At 63.9% G+C, this 16727-nt stretch carries 16 protein-coding genes; 10 read left to right on the top strand and 6 right to left on the bottom strand.

The window, feature by feature from the left end; genetic code table 11:
- Positions 1 to 7 precede the first annotated feature (7 nt).
- From DCM80_RS01110 to DCM80_RS01100, 3 genes are all read left to right on the top strand, one after another.
- Positions 8 to 2230: an acyl-CoA dehydrogenase gene (locus DCM80_RS01110; protein WP_257195350.1), complete on the top strand. Its 2223-nt coding sequence runs from the start codon at positions 8 to 10 to the stop codon at positions 2228 to 2230.
- A 24-nt stretch (positions 2231 to 2254) separates the two neighbouring features.
- Positions 2255 to 3439: a CaiB/BaiF CoA-transferase family protein gene (locus tag DCM80_RS01105; protein WP_257195349.1), complete on the top strand. Its 1185-nt coding sequence runs from the start codon at positions 2255 to 2257 to the stop codon at positions 3437 to 3439.
- 65 nt (positions 3440 to 3504) lie between these two features.
- A complete protein-coding gene (locus tag DCM80_RS01100) occupies positions 3505 to 4473 on the top strand; it encodes a tripartite tricarboxylate transporter substrate binding protein (RefSeq protein ID WP_257195348.1) in 969 nt (322 codons plus the stop codon).
- A 12-nt stretch (positions 4474 to 4485) separates the two neighbouring features.
- On the opposite strand, the gene DCM80_RS01095 is transcribed toward DCM80_RS01100, so the two are convergent.
- Both DCM80_RS01095 and DCM80_RS01090 read right to left on the bottom strand, forming a co-directional pair.
- The gene (locus DCM80_RS01095) at positions 4486 to 5439 is read right to left on the bottom strand and encodes a tripartite tricarboxylate transporter substrate binding protein (RefSeq protein WP_257195347.1); all 954 of its coding nucleotides are present in this window, start codon (positions 5437 to 5439) and stop codon (positions 4486 to 4488) included.
- Between the two features lie 130 nt (positions 5440 to 5569).
- Entirely contained in the window at positions 5570 to 6058 is a 489-nt protein-coding gene (locus DCM80_RS01090; protein ID WP_257195346.1) for a MarR family winged helix-turn-helix transcriptional regulator, read from the bottom strand.
- Between the two features lie 184 nt (positions 6059 to 6242).
- On the opposite strand from DCM80_RS01090, the gene DCM80_RS01085 reads away from it, so the two are divergent.
- Genes DCM80_RS01085 through DCM80_RS01060 form a run of 6 tightly spaced genes read left to right on the top strand, consistent with a single transcriptional unit; the run spans position 6243 to position 11839 of the window.
- A complete protein-coding gene (locus DCM80_RS01085; RefSeq protein ID WP_257195345.1) occupies positions 6243 to 6569 on the top strand; it encodes a hypothetical protein in 327 nt (108 codons plus the stop codon).
- Between the two features lie 18 nt (positions 6570 to 6587).
- Complete coding sequence (locus DCM80_RS01080) at positions 6588 to 7907, top strand: Rieske 2Fe-2S domain-containing protein (RefSeq protein ID WP_257195344.1); 1320 nt, start codon at positions 6588 to 6590, stop codon at positions 7905 to 7907.
- A 10-nt stretch (positions 7908 to 7917) separates the two neighbouring features.
- Complete coding sequence (locus DCM80_RS01075) at positions 7918 to 8874, top strand: PDR/VanB family oxidoreductase (RefSeq protein ID WP_257195343.1); 957 nt, start codon at positions 7918 to 7920, stop codon at positions 8872 to 8874.
- A 37-nt stretch (positions 8875 to 8911) separates the two neighbouring features.
- The gene (locus tag DCM80_RS01070; protein ID WP_257195342.1) at positions 8912 to 10195 is read left to right on the top strand and encodes a CaiB/BaiF CoA-transferase family protein; all 1284 of its coding nucleotides are present in this window, start codon (positions 8912 to 8914) and stop codon (positions 10193 to 10195) included.
- Entirely contained in the window at positions 10116 to 11387 is a 1272-nt protein-coding gene (locus DCM80_RS01065; RefSeq protein ID WP_257198126.1) for an acetyl-CoA acetyltransferase, read from the top strand. The genes DCM80_RS01070 and DCM80_RS01065 overlap by 80 nt, the downstream gene beginning before the upstream one ends.
- On the top strand, positions 11384 to 11839 hold the full coding sequence (locus DCM80_RS01060) for a Zn-ribbon domain-containing OB-fold protein (protein WP_257195341.1): 456 nt from the start codon (positions 11384 to 11386) through the stop codon (positions 11837 to 11839). Before DCM80_RS01065 ends, DCM80_RS01060 begins: the two co-directional genes overlap by 4 nt.
- Positions 11840 to 11866: 27 nt before the next feature.
- Here the strand turns inward: DCM80_RS01060 and DCM80_RS01055 are convergent, their stop codons facing one another.
- The 4 genes from DCM80_RS01055 to DCM80_RS01040 all read right to left on the bottom strand — a co-directional run bounded on the left by DCM80_RS01055 (position 11867) and on the right by DCM80_RS01040 (position 15123).
- On the bottom strand, positions 11867 to 12718 hold the full coding sequence (locus tag DCM80_RS01055; protein ID WP_257195340.1) for a FadR/GntR family transcriptional regulator: 852 nt from the start codon (positions 12716 to 12718) through the stop codon (positions 11867 to 11869).
- A gap of 71 nt (positions 12719 to 12789) precedes the next feature.
- Positions 12790 to 13557 (bottom strand): SDR family NAD(P)-dependent oxidoreductase, encoded by a 768-nt coding sequence (locus tag DCM80_RS01050; protein ID WP_257195339.1) that lies wholly within the window; start codon positions 13555 to 13557, stop codon positions 12790 to 12792.
- Positions 13558 to 13576: 19 nt separating this feature from the next.
- Positions 13577 to 13957: a Zn-ribbon domain-containing OB-fold protein gene (locus DCM80_RS01045; protein WP_257195337.1), complete on the bottom strand. Its 381-nt coding sequence runs from the start codon at positions 13955 to 13957 to the stop codon at positions 13577 to 13579.
- Between the two features lie 5 nt (positions 13958 to 13962).
- On the bottom strand, positions 13963 to 15123 hold the full coding sequence (locus tag DCM80_RS01040) for a thiolase domain-containing protein (RefSeq protein ID WP_257195336.1): 1161 nt from the start codon (positions 15121 to 15123) through the stop codon (positions 13963 to 13965).
- Between the two features lie 89 nt (positions 15124 to 15212).
- On the opposite strand from DCM80_RS01040, the gene DCM80_RS01035 reads away from it, so the two are divergent.
- Positions 15213 to 16727 (top strand): acyl-CoA synthetase, encoded by a 1515-nt coding sequence (locus DCM80_RS01035; protein ID WP_257195335.1) that lies wholly within the window; start codon positions 15213 to 15215, stop codon positions 16725 to 16727.

Genomic DNA, 16727 nt, shown 5'->3' with positions numbered 1-16727 from the left:
TCTCGCGATGGCGGCCTACGGCATCGAAAGCGAAGACGTTGCGGGCATGCTTCGCGCATCCTTGCGCGGGCTTCTCGCGACGCATTGGCGCGCCGATCGCCTGAAGGATGGCGCGTCGCCGGACGCGATCACCGAGATCTGGGACAAGCTGGCCCAGCAGGGTGTCGTGGTTCTGGGCGCCGATCCGGAGGAGGGCGGTCTTCGCGAAATCCTGGCGGTGATGGAAGAGCTCGGCCGCGCGGCGTGTCCAGCTCCGATGTGGTCTGCCGTGCTGGCCAACCTCGTGCTGCCGGATGCATCCTCCGATGGAGCCGAACTGCGAAAGGCGCTTCACGCTGGCGCGGCGCGCATTGTCTTCTCCTTCGGTGCGTTCGATCCCGATCCCGGTATCGGTGCGATCACGCTTGATGGCGAGATGGCAACGGGATCCCTCCGGTTCGTCGAGGCCGCGGGAAGCGCGACCCAACTGCTCACGCCGGTGGATGAGGCGCAGCTCGTGCTCGTCGACCTTCGGGCTCCCGGCGTCGATCGTATACCGACGCGCGCGATGGGGGCGTGGGGCAATTGGGAGCTGACGCTCGATGCGGCGCCGGCAAGACTTGTTCCTGCTGCCGACATCAGCCTGAGCGACCTGCGATCGATCGCGCGTCTGATGCTACTGGCGCGCGCCTATGGCGCCTCGCGCCGCGCGTTCGAGCTGGCAGTAGCCTATGCCGGGGAACGGCAGCAGTTCGGTCAACCAATCGGGCGATTTCAGGCGATTCAACACAAGCTCGCCAACTGCCTCATCGACCTCGAAGGTGTGCGTCTCGTTCTGCACCAGGCGGCAAAGCTGCGCGACGAGGCCGATCTCGACTGGCCGTATTTCTCCGATTGCGCCATGGCGTTCGCAGGCCCTGCCTTGCGACGCGTTTCGCTGGAGACGCAGCACACGTTCGGCGCCATCGGCTACGCCGAAGAACACGAAGCACCACTGCATTTCAAGCGCGTCCATCTGGACACCGTAGCGCTCGGTGGCGCCGCCTATGCCAGACGAAGCCTCGCCGCCTATCTGTTCGACAATGGCGGTGCGGAGATGCCGCAATATGACCTCGGCGCCGCTGGCAACGAACTACGCGACCAGGTCAAACAATGGCTCGCGCAAAACTGGGCGGACGGCAGAAAAGCCGCCTTCGACGCCAAGCCGTTCGCCGAGCGGGAGTTCGACGCTGAATTTGCTGCCGATGTGGGCAGCACCGGCTGGATCGGCCTCGGCTGGCCGCAGCAGTTCGGCGGCCAGGCGCGTTCGCCGCTCGAGCAAATCGCCTTCATGGAAACCATGGAGCAAAGCGAGGCTCCGCGTATCGGCGCCTCGATCCAGGCCAACGCCTTGATGATGTTCGGAACGCCCGAGCAACAGAAGAAATATCTGCCGGAAATTCTGCGCGGCGAGGCCATGCATGGGATGGGTTACAGCGAGCCGCAGGCAGGATCCGACCTTGCGGCACTGTGGACCAGCGCGGTCCGCGATGGCGACCATTGGGTCATCAACGGTCAGAAGATCTGGACCACGACCTGGTGGGGCAAATACATGTTCCTGGCGGCGCGAACCGACAAGAGCGCCAAGCCCCATGCCGGCATCAGCATGTTCATCGTGCCGATGAACACGCCCGGGATCACGATCCGGCCGGCCACCACCATGTACGACGGAACGTTCGCCAACATCTTCTACGACGATGTTCGCGTGCCCCTGGAGAACCTCGTCGGCGCTGAAAACGAAGGCTGGAAAGTCCTGACCGGTGCGCTCGCTTTCGAGCGAGGGCTGGTCGGCGGCGGCATCGTGCTGAAAGTCGCGCATGCCTTTGAACGACTGCGCCAGCACGTCATGGCCCGGCAGGAATTGAGCGAGGATCCGATCATTCGGGACCGCATGGCGGCGTTCGCGTGCGAAATCGAGATCGGGCGCCAACTGATGATGCATTGCGCTGACCTTGCCGCCGGCGGCATCACTCCGCCGGAGTATGGTGCGATAAGCAAGGTCTTTTCCAGCGAGCTGATGGAACGCTTCGGCGAGGCCGCACTCGACATGCTCGGCATGCGCGCCACGCTGTCCGAACAGATGCCGGGTGCCATCGACAACGGCCGGTTCGAGCAAAACCTGCGTCATTCCCTGATGTGGGTGATCAGCATCGGAACGAACGAAATTCAGCGCAGCCTGATTGCGCAGCGTGCGCTTGGCTTACCTCGATAGGAACGGATGATGCAGGGACAATCGTTGAAGCCACCACTCGAGGGCGTCCGCGTGCTGGACTTCTCGATCATGCTCGCCGGACCCTATTGCGCCCGGCTGCTGGCGGATGTCGGCGCCGAAGTGATCAAGATCGAGCCGCCGGAAGGCGAGGAGATGCGTCTGCGCGCGCCCCTTCGCGACGGCCAAAGCGCCTATTTCGGTCAGCTCAACGCGGGCAAGAAGAGCATCGCACTAGACCTCAAATCGCCCGAGGCGATCAAGCTCGTGCATCGGATGGTCGAAAGCACGGATATTCTGGTCGAGAATTTCCGGCCCGGCGTCATGGAGCGTCTCGGTCTCGGCTATGAGGCGCTTCGCAAGATCAATCCCCGTTTGATCTATTGCTCGATATCCGGCTACGGCCAGGCCGGTCCGCAGTCGGAGCGACCGGCCTATGCGATGATCGTTCAAGCCGAGAGCGGTTTCGACCGCGCGCTGATGCGATACGCCGGTGATCGCGACCGGCCGGCGGCCGGAGCAGTGTTCGTTGCCGACATTCTCGGCGGCGTTTTCGGCTTCTCGGCGATTCAAACGGCGATGGTGCAACGGGAGCGTACGGGAGCAGGGCAGCACGTCGATGTCGTTCTGATGGACTGCATGTTGAACCTCATGGTGTATGAGCTGCAGGAAGCGCAATTCTCGGCGCCGGTGGCACGCCCGACCTATGGTCCCGTGCGCGCCAAGGACGGCGACGTCCTGATCGCACCGGTATCGGCGCGCAATTTTGCGGCGCTTCGCGCCCTGACGGGCCTGCCGGAGCTTTCGTCAGACTCTCGTTTCACCTCGGTCGCGGCGCGCGGTGCGAACTGGACCGCGATGATGCAGGTCGTCGAGCGGTGGACGATGCAGCACTCCGTGGATGAGTGCCTGGCAGCGCTCGATCGCGCCGGCATTCCGAGCGCCCGCTTTCGCGATCCCGCGGAAACGCTGGATGATGCGGATTTGTCTGCCCGCGGCGTCTTCGCGCCGATCGCCGACCTCGCAGGCGAGTTCAAGGGCGTCAACGCGCCGTGGCGGATGTCGGGCGCGCGGACCGGAATCGGCCGCGACATTCCCGCCATCGGCGAGCACCGGGACGAGATTCTGACGCGCGTGCTCGGCCTGTCCGAGAACGACCTAGAGCAGGCCGCTGCCGCCGGCGCGTTTGGAAAGGGTGGAGCGTCACCGTGATTTGATGCTGCCAGCCGCGAATTTTCTACCGCAAGATAATCAAAAAGTATCGTGGGAGGATCGACATGAAGGGGCTACGTGTTCTGGCTTTCATATTCGGAGCGGCGATGCTCGTCGCGCCCGCCGTAGCGGACAATTATCCATCGCGTCCGATCCGGCTCATCGTGCCATATCCCGCCGGCGGTTCGACCGACATCATGGCGCGTGCACTGCAGGAGCCGATGACGAAGATCCTCGGCCAGCCGATCGTCATCGATAATCGCGGCGGGGCGGCCGGCACGACCGGTTCCAACGAAGCGGCTCGATCGGATGCCGACGGTTACACGCTTCTGTTTGCCAACAACGGCCCGATCTCGATCGCGCCGTTGCTGCAAAAGGGCATCGATTTCGATCCGCTGAAGAGCTTTGCGCCGGTGTCGCTGGTTTCCACGGCGCCGCTGGTCCTGGTGGCAAGTGAAAAGGTACCCGCGAACGACGTCGCCGGGCTGCTTGCCTATGCCAAGGTGCAGAGCAAGCCGATGTTGTATGCATCCGCCGGACCAGGTTCGCTCGGACATCTGAGCACCGAGCGCTTCCTCAATCAGGCAGGTCTGCAAATGGTCCACGTCCCATACCGGGGCCAGGCGCCGACGACGCTTGCGATCTTCGCCGGCGAGGTCGACATTCTGCTCACCACCACTTCCGATACGTTGAACGAGCACATCCGCTCCGGCAAGGTGAAGCTGCTCGGCGTTTCCTCGCCCGGTCCTTCGCCGGTCGCTCCCGGTGCGGCATCCATCGGCACCGCCTTGAAGGGCTATTCGGTCGAAACGTGGTTCGGCATTCTCGCCCCTGCGGGCACTGCGCCTGAAGTCGTGGCCAAGCTCAACGCCGCGCTTGGCGCGGTGCTGGCGATGCCGCAAATACGGGAGCGCTTCCTCTCCTATGGCGTCGAGGCCAAGGCCAGCACCCCTGCCGAGTTGCGCGCACTGATCGCCGCAGAGATCCCGTCCTGGCGCAAGGTGATCGAGGAACGCAACGTCAAGACCGAATAGCGGAGTACGGTGCTAGTCGAGCGTGATGTTGGCCTCCTTCACCACCTTCGCCCACTTGTCGACATCGGCGCGGATGGTGGCCGCGAAAGCTTCCGGCGTTGAGCTCTTCGGTTCGACGCCGAGTTTCTTGAGAGCCTCCTGCACGGACGGCGTTGCGACAGCGCGCGCGATTGCGTCGTTCAGCCTGGCCACGATCTCGGGCGGGGTGCCGGCAGGCGCGAGGATGCCAAACCACACCACGACCTGAAATCCAGGAAGCGCTTCGTTGATGGTCGGCGTGTCCGGAAACAGCGGCGAGCGCTCCGCCGTGCTGATGCCGAGCGATTTGAGCATGCCGGCCTGGACCTGACCCATGCCTTCGAGCGGCGTGATGAAGTAGACCGAAACCTGGCCCGCGAGCGTATCATTCGTTGCCGGTGCGCCCCCACGATACGGAATGTGTTGCATTTCAATGCCGGCCTGACGGCGAAACAGCTCCGCCGTGACATGGGAGGCCGATCCTTGACCGACCGATGCATAGGAGAGCGCGTTGGGATCCTTCTTGCCGCGCGCGATGAGATCGGTGACGCTGCTGATCCCGGTCGACGGCGCCGTTACCAGCAGGAACGGCACGTCGACGACCTTCGAGATCGGCACGAAATCGCGGACGGGATCGTAGGCAAGCTTCTTGTAGAGGCTCGCGTTCAGCGCGTTCGGCCCGAGATTGCCGAATACGATCGTGTATCCATCCGGTGTTGCCCGAGCCGCTTCTGTCGTGCCGATGATGCCTCCGGCACCCGACTTGTTGTCGATGATGACCGGCTTGCCAAGGATTTCCGTGAGGGGTTGCAGGATCGCCCGAGCGAGGATGTCGGTGGAGCCGCCTGCCGGATAGGGCACGATCATCCGGATCGCACGCTCCGGATACCCCTCGGCCAGAGCCGGGGCTACAAATAGCAACGACAGCAGCAGAACCAGCGCGCGCATCAGCGTTCTCCCCTCGACGGACGCTCTATGGCGCCTCTGAAGTATAATTCGTACGTATACGTATCGTATTGGCCGAGGGATTACAACAGCCGTGGCGAGCCAAGCGGTGGTCTGGCCGCGGCTGCGGGATTCAGGCGTCGGGCTCGGGCGGGGGAGACTTTGCGATCGCCAGCATGCAACGCAGGAAATGCGCGCGGTCGTCCTGGCTCAGGGGAGCAAGCATGAGATCCTGCAGCCGGGCGGCGGCTGGAACCACGGCCATCAGGGCGCTGGTGCCCTTGGCCGTGATCTGGACCTGGATGGAACGGCGATCGGCGGGATGGCTCTTCTTGGAGATCAGCCTGCGTGCGGTCATCCGCTTCAGCATTTCGCTCAGCGTATTCCGGTCGCAACTGATGCGTTCTGCAAGCGCCGATGCCGTCATCGGCCCCTCCTGCAGCAGCGCCATCAGCACGCCGAACTGGCGGGGGGTGATGTCGCTCTGCCGCGTTACGCTCTGGTAGAGTCCGTCATACTTGGCCTCGAGCAGGCGCAGCAGAAATCCGATGCCGCCTTCCAGCCTCCACTGATGGGCCAGCACGGCCGCCGGATCTCCAGCTTCGTCCTTCTTGACCGACATCGCGCTCGTTCCCCGGCTGCTCCAGTGCAACAAGCCGTTAGCAGCTTGGGCGTGGTCTCTCAACCGCCGGTCAAAAGGGGGATTGTCCCGTCCGCATCCGAACAGTTGCCAGGACCACGACGATATGATACGTATACGTATTAAATGGCGGCTCGGACAAGAGGGCCCCCGGGGAGGCCCTGCGTTGGATCTGCGCGCGCTGTTGTCGATTCCTTACCTGCTCGAGGCGGAAGCCGTCGAGACCGAGCCCGAAGAATGGCTCGTCCGTCTCGCTTATCCGGAGCTTCCCGGCTGCGCCGCAGAAGGCGTCGTCGTTGAAGACGTGCTGAAGGATCTGGAGCGTCAGCGGATCGAAATGATCGTCAGACTGGTCGAGGACGGAAAGCTGCCGCCGATTCCGCGACGGCCGCTGGCTTCATCCGACCCGTTATGGACGGCGCGCGATCTCGGATTGTCCGATCGGGTCACAGCCTTGCTGGACCGCAGCGACCCAAAATCGAGCCTGACATAAGCGATCGAGGAGAAAATCATGCTCTCGCACGAGGACAACGAGCGGCTGGTAAGGGTAGGCAAGGGCACTCCGCTGGGGGAGTTGTTCCGGCTCTACTGGATTCCGTTTCTGCCGTCCGCAGATCTGGCGCGCGATGGACAGCCAAAGCGCGTCCGACTGCTCGGCGAGGATCTGGTGGCTTTTCGCGACACCGAGGGCCGCGTTGGTCTGGTCGACCAGGCCTGTCCGCACCGGGGCGCGCCGATGGTCTTCGCTCGCAATGAGGATTGCGGCCTGCGCTGCGTCTATCACGGCTGGAAATTCGACGTCACGGGCGCGGTGATGGACATGCCGGCCGAACCGGTCCGCAGCCGGCTCAAGGAGCGGGTGCGCATCAATGCCTACGCCTGCCGTGAGCGCAACGGAATGATCTGGGCCTATCTCGGCCCGGATCAGGCCGCGCCTCCGCCGCTGCCGAATGTCGAGTGGAATCTTGTCCCCGAGGAGCAGGTCCACATCTCGGTGCGGGTTCAGGAGTGTAACTGGCTGCAGGCCGTCGAGGGCGAGATCGATTCCGCGCACGCACCCTTGCTTCACGGCCGTCTCGACGCGCAGGGCACCACCAGCGCCTGGATCCAGAAGCGCGACCTCCGCCCGACCTTCGAATGCGTCAAGCAGGATTTCGGCATGAGCATTGCGGCACGCCGGAACTACGACGCGAATACGCTCTACTGGCGCGTCAATCAGTTCATGCTGCCGTTCTACACGCTCGTTCCGCCGCTATCGCCGTTTCCCGATCTGAGCGGTCACGCTTGGGTGCCGATCGACGACGAGAACACGCTCTGCATCATGTTCTCCTATCATCCCTCGCAGCCGCTGCTGCCCAAGACGCGCGAGGTCTTCGCGGAAGGGCACAAGGGCCGGGAGAGCGGCCACGCCAGTCACCACGCGCTGGTCAAGCAGCCGGTGACGGTGCCGTACGCCGACTATTGGACCAAGTACAATCCGCAGAACGGATATCAGTTCGACTACGAAGCACAACGGACGACGTGGTTCTCCGGTCTCCCCGGTCTTTGGGTCCAGGACGGGGCGTGCCAGAGCGGGGTATCGCCGATCGCCGACCGCACCAGGGAGAATTTGTGTTCCAGCGATACCGGCATCGCGATGACCAGGCGGTTCATTCTGGAAGCACTCGGCGCCTATCGCGATCACGGCACCAGGCCCAAGGGCGTTACCGATCCGGACGTGTTCATGGTCCGTGCGGTGTCCTTGCGGCTGCCGCCCGAGGACTCCTGGGTCGATTCCGGCGCGCCTTTCATGCGGGCGAAGCTCGGCGCGGATTTCGGCTACGAGCTTTGAGCGCTACGACATGGCCGGCGACCTGCAGGAACTGCGAGTGAAGCGCATCACCTATGAGGCCGAGAGCATCAATTCGTATGAGCTGGTGCTTCCGGCGGGAGGCGACCTCGCACCCTTCACAGCCGGCAGCCACATCGATCTGCATCTGAACAATGGCATGATCCGCAGCTATTCGCTCGTCAACGATCAGAGCGAACGGCACCGCTATGTCATTGCCGTCAACAGGGATGCTGCCGGGCGCGGCGGCTCGAACTTCGTCCACGACAGCTTCAAGGCCGGTAATATCGTTACGATCTCCATGCCGCGGAACAATTTTGCGCTGCGTGAGGATGCGGAGTCGTCGCTGCTGATCGCGGGCGGCATCGGCATCACACCGCTGCTGTCGATGATCCGGCGCCTGCAGGCGGTGGGCCGTCCGTGGAAACTGTTCTATGCGGCGAGGACGCGGCGGGCCGCGGCATTTCTTGGCGAGCTCAGCGCCATCGGGGCGGGCACGCAGCTCCATGTCCACTTTGACGACGAAAATGGCGGGCGGCCCCTCGATCTTGCCACCATTGTCGGACATGCGCCGGCCAGCGCGCATCTCTATTGCTGCGGCCCGGTGCCGATGCTGGAAGCCTTCGAGAAGGCCATCGCGGGCCGTCCGGCGGAGTATGTCCACGTCGAGTATTTCCAGGCCAAGCAGGCGCCGGCCGTCGACGGCGGATTCGAGGTCAGGCTGGCGCGCAGCAATCGCACGATCGCGGTCGAGCCGGGCAAGACCATCCTGAATGCCCTCCTCGATGCCGGCATCATGGCGAATTATTCCTGCTCGGAAGGCGTTTGCGGGACCTGCGAAACGCGGGTGATCGAGGGAATCCCCGATCACCGCGATCTGTTCCTCAGCCCGGAAGAGCAGGCGGCGAACAAGACCATCATGATCTGCTGCTCTGGATCGAAGTCCGGCACGCTGGTGCTGGATCTTTGACCGGATCATCTCGGAACGAAGCCATATGGGTGGAAAGATGCTGGATCGGATCGAAACGGAGTTTCCGGAGCACACGCCCCGAGCAACTGAAGCGCCCAAGGCACTTGCGGGTATCAGGGTCGTGGACTTCTCGCATTTCATCGCAGGGCCGTTCGCGACGATGGTCCTGGCCGACATGGGCGCCGAGGTGATCAAGGTCGAGGCCCCCGTGCGCGGCGACGACCTACGGCGCTACCCGCCAGTCGATGCCAGGCTGAACTATGGTGCGCCGTTCCTGTGGACCAATCGCAACAAGCGAAGCGTGGCGATCGATCTGAAATCGCCCGAGGGCGTCGCGGTCGCACGGGACCTGATTCGCACGGCGGATGTCGTGGTCGAGAATTTCTCCACGGGGGTCATGGAGCGCTTCGGGCTTGGTTACGAGAATTGTCGTCAGATCGCGCCAGCGATCATCTATTGCTCGGTCTCCGCCTACGGCCGGGAGGGACCCTTCTCGGACCGGCTCGGCTTCGATCCGATCGCCCAGGTCGAGAGCGGATTTGTATCCATGAACGGCTACGCGGACCGCGAGGGCGTGCGTGCATTGTCGCCGGTCATGGATATCAGCACGGCCATGATGGCCAGCAATGCCGTTCTCGGCGCACTTGTCGCGCGCGAACGCAGCGGCATGGGGCAGGCCATCGAGGTATCGCTGTTCGACACGGCCGTTCTGATGACCGGCTATGCGTCGATGCAGCAGTTGTTCACCGGAACGGATCCGCAGCGCCACGGCAACACCAGTCCCGACACCTGTCCCTCGGGGGTCTTTCAGGCCACCGATTCCACCTTCTACATCAACTGCGGCAACGACAAGATTTTCCAGCGCCTGATGTCGCAGGTGATCGATCGTCCCGATCTTGCATCGTCAGATCTTTATGCGACTGGAGCCGACCGCATTCGCCGGCGCGATGAGTTGTTTTCGATCCTGCGCGAAGCGTTCGCGCAGCATCCCTGGTCGCACTGGCAGTCGAAGATGCGCGCTGCGGCTGTACCTTGCGGCAAGGTCCGGACCGTCGGTGAGGCGATCCGCTCCCCGGAAGCGCGCGAGCGCGGCATCGTCACGCGGATTCCTCATGATGAAGTGGGGTGGATACCAAACGTCAGCCTGCCGATCCGCTATTCGCAAACGCCGGTCGTGGATCCCGTGGCTGCTCCCGCCGTCGGCCAGCATACCGGGCAGGTGCTCCGCGATCTGCTTGGCTATGATGAAGCCCGCCTCGCGCGGCTGGCCGAGGCTGGCGCTTTCGGCGCGGGCGCCCTCCCGCGGGCGGCCAAGCCATGACGGCGCGGGCAACAGGCGAACGCACGCTGCGGGGCCGTGTTGCCGTAATCGGCATCGGCGAGACGGATTACTATCGCCACGGCGCATCGCCGACCCCGAATTCAAGCTGGCGCTCAAGGCGATCCTGGCAGCCTGCAACGATGCCGGGCTCGATCCGCGCGAGATCGACGGGTTCTCGTCCTACAGCGACGACCGCAGCGATGCGGCGCGCCTGGCGGCAGCGCTCGGGATACGCCGGCTGAGCACGACCACGATGCAATGGGGCGGGGGAGGCGGGGGCTGCTGCGCGGCGTTGGCGAACGCTGCTGCTTCGATCGTTGCTGGGCTCGCGGATTGCGTCGTGGTGTTCCGTTCGCTGGCGCAAGGGCAATACGGACGCTTTGGACAGGCCGGCGGTATCGGCACCATCTCCGGCGAGAGGGCCTATCTGATGCCGTATGGCGTTCTGGCGCCGCCGCAGCGCTTTGCCATGCGCGTGCGGCGCTACATGCATGAGCATGGCGTGCGGCAGGAAGCCATGCAGGCGATTGCGCTGGCCTCGTACCATCATGCGCAGTCGAACCCCCGTGCGGTGATGTTCGGCAAGCCGCTCGATCCCGAAAAGTACAACGCCTCGCGCTGGATTGCAGAACCGTTTCATCTTTTCGATTGCTGCATGGAGAATGACGGCGCCGCGGCGATCATCCTGGTGCCTGAGGAGCGCGCCGGCGATTTCCGCAACAAGCCCGCCTACGTTCTCGGGGCTGCCACTGGCGCCGGATATCGCAGTGGCGCGATGCCGCATAATTCGCCGCAATATGCCAGCGCCAATTTCGAGACGCTCGCGCCCGCTCTTTACCGCATGGCCGGGATCAGCCCCGCCGACGTCGACGTCGTTCAAAGCTATGAGAATTTTACCGGTGGCGTGGTGATGGCGTTGGCCGAGCATGGCTTCCTCAAGCCCGAGGAGGCGAACGATTTTCTTGTGCTCGACAATCTGATAGCGCCCTCCGGCCGGCTTCCGCTGAATACCAGCGGCGGGAATCTCGCCGAATGCTACATGCACGGCTTCGAGCTGGTGATCGAGGCGGTGCGCCAGATCCGCGGCCAGTCGGTCAACCAGGTCAAGCGCAACGACGTGGCGATGGTGATCGGCGGGCCGATGGTGACGCCGGCCAGCAACCTGCTGCTCGGCTCCGGAGCAACGCTATGAGCGACACTCCGCGCGCGGCCTATCTTCCCGAGGGATTGCCGATTCCGGTCCCCGAAAACGATGGATTGTCGGCGCCGTATTGGGCGGGGTTGCAACAGAACCGCCTGCTGGTGCAGCGCTGCCCGCACTGCATGACGTGGCAGTTCGGGCCGGAATGGCTCTGCCACGGCTGCCATTCGTTCGACGTCGAATGGACCGAGGTCGAGCCGCGCGGCCGCATCTTCAGCTGGGAGCGGATCTGGAGCCCTTCCCACGACGCATTGCGCGGGCGTGGACCTTACCTTGCCGTCCTGGTGGAGCTGCCGCATGCCGGACATGTGCGCATGGTGGGGAACCTGCTCGGCGATCCCCTGCAAACCATCGCCATCGGGACTGATGTCGAGGGCGTATTCGAGCATCACCATGACGCCGTGCCGCGATATTCATTGCTGCATTGGCAGGCCGCCGGATGAAGGCGGCGAGGTGGGGGCCAACCGAAGTCAGGCCGGCGCGCGCGAGCGGCGGCGGGCGTCGCCGCGCAGACGGACCTTCTCGGTGTTCAGCAGGTGCTCGTTCAGTCTGATGAGATAGCTGCGCATCGTTTCACAAGCGCCCTTGGTATCCTTGGCCTTGATCTGCTCGATCAGTCGCAGGCGGGAGGCGATCACCGGGTCATGGGCGGGCGGTCCGGCGATCAGGACAAAGCGGCGGATCACGGATGCCATGGCTTCCAGAATCGCCGACATCACCTGGTTGCCGGTCGAGTTTGCCAGCAAGGTGCTGAACTCGACGGCCTTCAAGGTCCGCTCCTCGTAACGGCCCTGCCTCGTCAACTCGACGGTCTCGGCCACGTTCCTGCTCAACCGCTCGATGTCCGCGGGTTTAGCGCGCTCGCAGGCGGCGCGCACCACGGCGTCCATCACCATGAGCCTCGCCTCGAGCAGCGTCGCCAGCGACACATGACCGAAGTCGAGCATGTCACGGAAGGTACGGGTCACCTGTCCGGCGCCGCTCCGGGTGATGAAGGCGCCCCCTCGGCTTCCCTTTCGCATCTCGACGATGCCGGCGATCTCGAGGCTGCGGATGGCTTCGCGCAACGCGGTGCGGCTGACATCGAGCATCTCGGACAGTTCGCGCTCGGACGGCAGCCGGTCGCCGGCTTTCAGTTCGCCACTGACGAGCTTGGCGCGGATCGCATCGCAGATCTCCTCGAAGATCCGGCGGGTCTTGATGGGACGGAAGGACTTTCCGGCAGATCGGCTATCCCTGAGATCGCCAGCCGATGGCGCTGGCGTGCCGGCCGCTGTCTTTCGGCCGGTGCGCGGCTCTGGCCTGGATCGTTGTTGCGGCATGAGTCGTCCCTGGGGCTATCAGGTCTTCATCAGCCCGCACCGGCCTCTTTGCAAGAGCTTCCGCTGGCCGATCAGATTGATATGTGGAAACCGCCGTTGACCGCAATGTGCTGGCCGGTGATGTAGGAGGCGGAGTCCGACAGCAGGAAACACACCGGCTGCACCACTTCCTCGGGCTGGGCCCAGCGCCCCATCGGAATGCGGGCCAGTATCCCCTCGCGGAACTTGTCGCCACGAATGGTTTCGGTCATGGGGGTCTCGACCACGCCGAAGCAGACCGAATTGGTCCGGATCCCGAACTTCGACCATTCCTTGGCCGAGGTCATCGTCATCCCCAGCATGCCGCTCTTGGCGGCGGCATAGTTGATCTGGCCCATCGCGCCGGCACGCCCTGCGTCGGACGAGATGTTGACGATGGAGCCGACGTTGGTCTCTCCGCCCTTTGCGCGTTGCAGCATGGTGCGGCCCACCGCCTGGGTCCACAGGAACGCTCCTGTCAGATGCACCTCGATGACCGCGTTCCATTGCGCAAGCGTCATCTTCTCCGACATCGCCGGCCGGGTGATGCCGGCATTGTTGACGAGGCCATGGATCGCACCGAACCGCTCGACGATCTTCTCGACTGCATCCGTTGCGAACGCCTCGTCCGTCACGCTGCCGGTGATGGTCATCAATTGGCGGTCGGACGTGTCGTAGGTCGACAGCGTGTCGTGATTGAGGTCGATGGCAATTGCGTTGGCGCCGAGCTCTCGCGCCAGGTTGATCGTGGCTCGGCCGATGCCCTGGCCCGCACCGGTGACGACGACAGTCTTGCCTTCCAGGGAGACGATGTTGCGCATGGCTTTGCGTCCTCAAGCTTCAGATCAGGGTGAACATCGGCGCGAGTGCGCCGTCGGCGCCCGGGCGAACGACCAGGCGGACGGCTGCGCCATTCGACAAGGCACTCGGCGGACTGTCGACTATTGATGTCATCAGCGTCGGGCCCTCGTCGAGCGTGACATAGGCAAGAACCGCCAGGTCTTTGGCCGCGCGCAGCACGCTGTAGGCGTAGATCGTTCCAGTGCCGCGGCTTTCCAGCCATTCGGTCGTGTCTGAAAAGCAGAACGGGCAGCCAGCGCGCGGATAGAAATGCGGCTGCCGGCACTGCGTGCATGCTTTGATCAGCAGCTTCCCATCGCGAAGGGCCTCGAAATAGGGCTGGATTTCGGGATTTGCGGATGGTGCAGAGGTTTGCGACACAGGGATTACTGCCTTTCCAGAATGACGGTGGCACTGCCATGGCGCGTTCCGAGCGAGCCGCCGGTGCCATGCGCCAGGGCCAGCGCGCAGTTGGGCACCTGCACGGCGGGATGGGCCTCGCCGCGCAACTGACGGACGGCCTCGAGCACTTTTGTCATGCCGCCCCGATTGCCGGGATGGTTGTTGCAAAGGCCGCCGCCGTCGGTGTTGAAGGGCAGCTTGCCATGTCCCGAGATCAGATTTCCGTCGGCCACGAAGCGGCCGCCCTGGCCCTTGGCGCAGAACCCGAGATCCTCCAGCGTCATCAGCACCGTGATGGTGAAGCTGTCGTAGATCGAGGCGTATTGGATATCCGATGGGCGGACGCCGGCCTCCTCAAATGCGCGCGGTCCCGACCAGACGGCGCCGCTGTAGGTAAGATCGATCTTGCCACCGGCGGAATGCTTGATCGCCTCGCCGGCGCCGCGAATGCTGACGACCGGTCTTTTGAGGCTTCGCGCGATATCCGGGGCGACGAGAACGATTGCGCCGTCGCCGTCGCTGATCACGCAGCAGTCGAGGCGATGCAGCGGATCCGCCACCATCGGAGAATTCAACACGTCTTCGACCGTTACGACGTTCCGCAGCATGGCGTGTGGATTGTGCTGAGCGTGATGGGACGCCGCGACCTTGATCCAGGCGAGCTGCTCCGACGTCGTTCCGAACTCGTGCATGTGACGATTGGCGGCCGCGCCGTACATCGTCGCGATCACGGGATTGAAGGGCGCCTCGAACGGCGCGTCAGCCGTTGCGCCCGGCGCCGGACGGACCTGGCTTTGGCCGGCGGCGCGGGGGCGGCCTGCCAAGGTGATCAGGGCGACGTTGCATTTTCCGAGCGCGATCGCGGCCGCGGCATGGCCGACCGCCAGAACGTAGGAAGAGCCGCCGATATCCGTCGAATCGACATGACGCGGCTTGAGGTTGAGGTACTCGACCATGTTCATCGGGCCGAGCCCCGGTGCGTCGCCGGCGCAGAAATAGCCGTCCACGTCGTCTTTGCTGAGGCCTGCGTCGGCAAGCGCGCCGCGCGCGACTTCGGCGTGGATCTGGGCGAGCGACAGCCCGTCGGCCTTCCGCGTCGGGTGCTCGAAGATGCCGGCGATGCAGGCCTTGCCCCGAATGCTCAAAGATATCTCCTTGGTCTATTGATCTAATGGTCAGTCCATTATATTGATGCCGAAGTCAAGTTGGGCGAAGACCCGCGGACGGAGGAAATGTGAGCGACGAAACCGCGACCATCATCGTCGGTGAACGCACCCGCTCGAAGTCCGAGCTGCTGGCGCGCGGTCGCCGGGCCGCCACCGGACTTGCGAGGCTCGGCGTTTGCGAAAACGACGCCGTAGCGCTGTTGCTGCGGAACGATTTCGCCTTCCTCGAAGCGACCCATGCCGCGAATGCCATTGGCGCCTATGCGGTGCCGTTGAACTGGCACGCAAGCCCCGACGAAATCACCTATATGTTGGGAGATGCGAAGCCGAAGGTGCTGGTCGTTCACGCCGACTTGCTTGACCCGGTGCGCCGGATCATTCCGGCAACATGCGAGGTCCTTGTCGTTTCGAGCGCAGATGCTGGCCATCCCGTCGCTGTGCGGGACGGCGATCAGGATTGGGACCCCTGGCTGGATGCACAGCCGGAATGGGACAGGCCGCCGCTGCCGCCGCGCGCGTCCTGGATCTACACCTCTGGAACAACGGGCCGGCCCAAGGGCGTCCGTCGCGAACCGGCAACGCCTCAACAGGCCGGGGCGATGCGCGATCTGTTCCGTGTCGTCTATGGATGCCGCGAAGGAATGCGCTCATATGTCGGCGGACCGCTCTACCATGCCTCGCCCAACGCCTTCGCGCGGCAAGGCCTGGCGCTGGCCGATACGCTTGTGCTGTCGTCGCGTTTCGATCCTGAAGAACTGCTCCGGCAGATCGACCGCCACCGTCTGACGACGCTGGTGATGGTGCCGACTTTCTTTGTGCGGCTGCTCAAGCTCCCGGAAGAGGTCCGGCGCAAATACGACGTGTCCTCGCTCGAACTGGTGCTGCACACGGGCGCGCCGTGTCCGCCGGATGTCAAGCGGGCGATGATCGCCTGGTGGGGACCGGTCCTCGTTGAAACCTACGGCGGCTCCGAGACCGGCGTCGCCACGATTTGCACGTCACAGGACTGGCTCTCCAGGCCCGGAACCGTGGGGCGTGTCGCTCCCGGTGGCACGATCAAGATATTCGACGAGCAGCGCCGCGAACTGCCGCCGGGCGTCAGCGGCGAGATCTACGCACGCTCGCCGGCCTATCCGGATTTCAACTATCACGGCCGCGATGATGACCGCCGCTCCGTGGAGATCGACGGCCTGATCACCTGCGGCGACGTCGGCTACCTCGATGCCGACGGCTATTTGTTCCTCAACGACCGCAAGCGGGACATGATCATCTCGGGCGGGGTGAACATCTACCCGGCCGAAATCGAAGCGGCGCTTCAAAGCTGTCCGGGCGTTCAGGACTGTGCCGTTTTTGGCATTCCCGATGACGAGTTTGGCGAGCGCATCTATGCGGCCGTTCAACGCGACGCCGGCGCGGTGTTGACCGAGGACGATGTCAGGAATTTCGTCCGCGAACGCCTGGCGGCATTCAAGGTGCCGCGCGAGGTGGTCTTCCATGACACGTTGCCGCGCGAAGAGAGCGGCAAGATCTTCAAGCGAAAGCTGCGCGAGCCGTTCTGGGCCGGACTTTCAACACGAATTTGA

This window comes from Bradyrhizobium sp. WBOS08 (assembly GCF_024585125.1).
Classification (GTDB): domain Bacteria; phylum Pseudomonadota; class Alphaproteobacteria; order Rhizobiales; family Xanthobacteraceae; genus Bradyrhizobium; species Bradyrhizobium japonicum_B.
Note: the sequence above shows the minus strand (reverse complement) of the source record. Positions and strands in the feature narration are given on the sequence as shown.

What these genes read in the sequence shown, in the direction of transcription:
- DCM80_RS01110 (WP_257195350.1), top strand. Translation starts at nt 8, where the DNA reads ATGGCGGCCTACGGCATCGAAAGCGAAGACGTTGCGGGCATGCTTCGC.
- DCM80_RS01100 (WP_257195348.1), top strand. Translation starts at nt 3,505, where the DNA reads ATGAAGGGGCTACGTGTTCTGGCTTTCATATTCGGAGCGGCGATGCTC.
- DCM80_RS01095 (WP_257195347.1), bottom strand. Translation starts at nt 5,439, where the DNA reads ATGCGCGCGCTGGTTCTGCTGCTGTCGTTGCTATTTGTAGCCCCGGCT.
- DCM80_RS01090 (WP_257195346.1), bottom strand. Translation starts at nt 6,058, where the DNA reads ATGTCGGTCAAGAAGGACGAAGCTGGAGATCCGGCGGCCGTGCTGGCC.
- DCM80_RS01080 (WP_257195344.1), top strand. Translation starts at nt 6,588, where the DNA reads ATGCTCTCGCACGAGGACAACGAGCGGCTGGTAAGGGTAGGCAAGGGC.
- DCM80_RS01075 (WP_257195343.1), top strand. Translation starts at nt 7,918, where the DNA reads ATGGCCGGCGACCTGCAGGAACTGCGAGTGAAGCGCATCACCTATGAG.
- DCM80_RS01070 (WP_257195342.1), top strand. Translation starts at nt 8,912, where the DNA reads ATGCTGGATCGGATCGAAACGGAGTTTCCGGAGCACACGCCCCGAGCA.
- DCM80_RS01065 (WP_257198126.1), top strand. Translation starts at nt 10,116, where the DNA reads ATGATGAAGCCCGCCTCGCGCGGCTGGCCGAGGCTGGCGCTTTCGGCG.
- DCM80_RS01060 (WP_257195341.1), top strand. Translation starts at nt 11,384, where the DNA reads ATGAGCGACACTCCGCGCGCGGCCTATCTTCCCGAGGGATTGCCGATT.
- DCM80_RS01055 (WP_257195340.1), bottom strand. Translation starts at nt 12,718, where the DNA reads ATGCCGCAACAACGATCCAGGCCAGAGCCGCGCACCGGCCGAAAGACA.
- DCM80_RS01050 (WP_257195339.1), bottom strand. Translation starts at nt 13,557, where the DNA reads ATGCGCAACATCGTCTCCCTGGAAGGCAAGACTGTCGTCGTCACCGGT.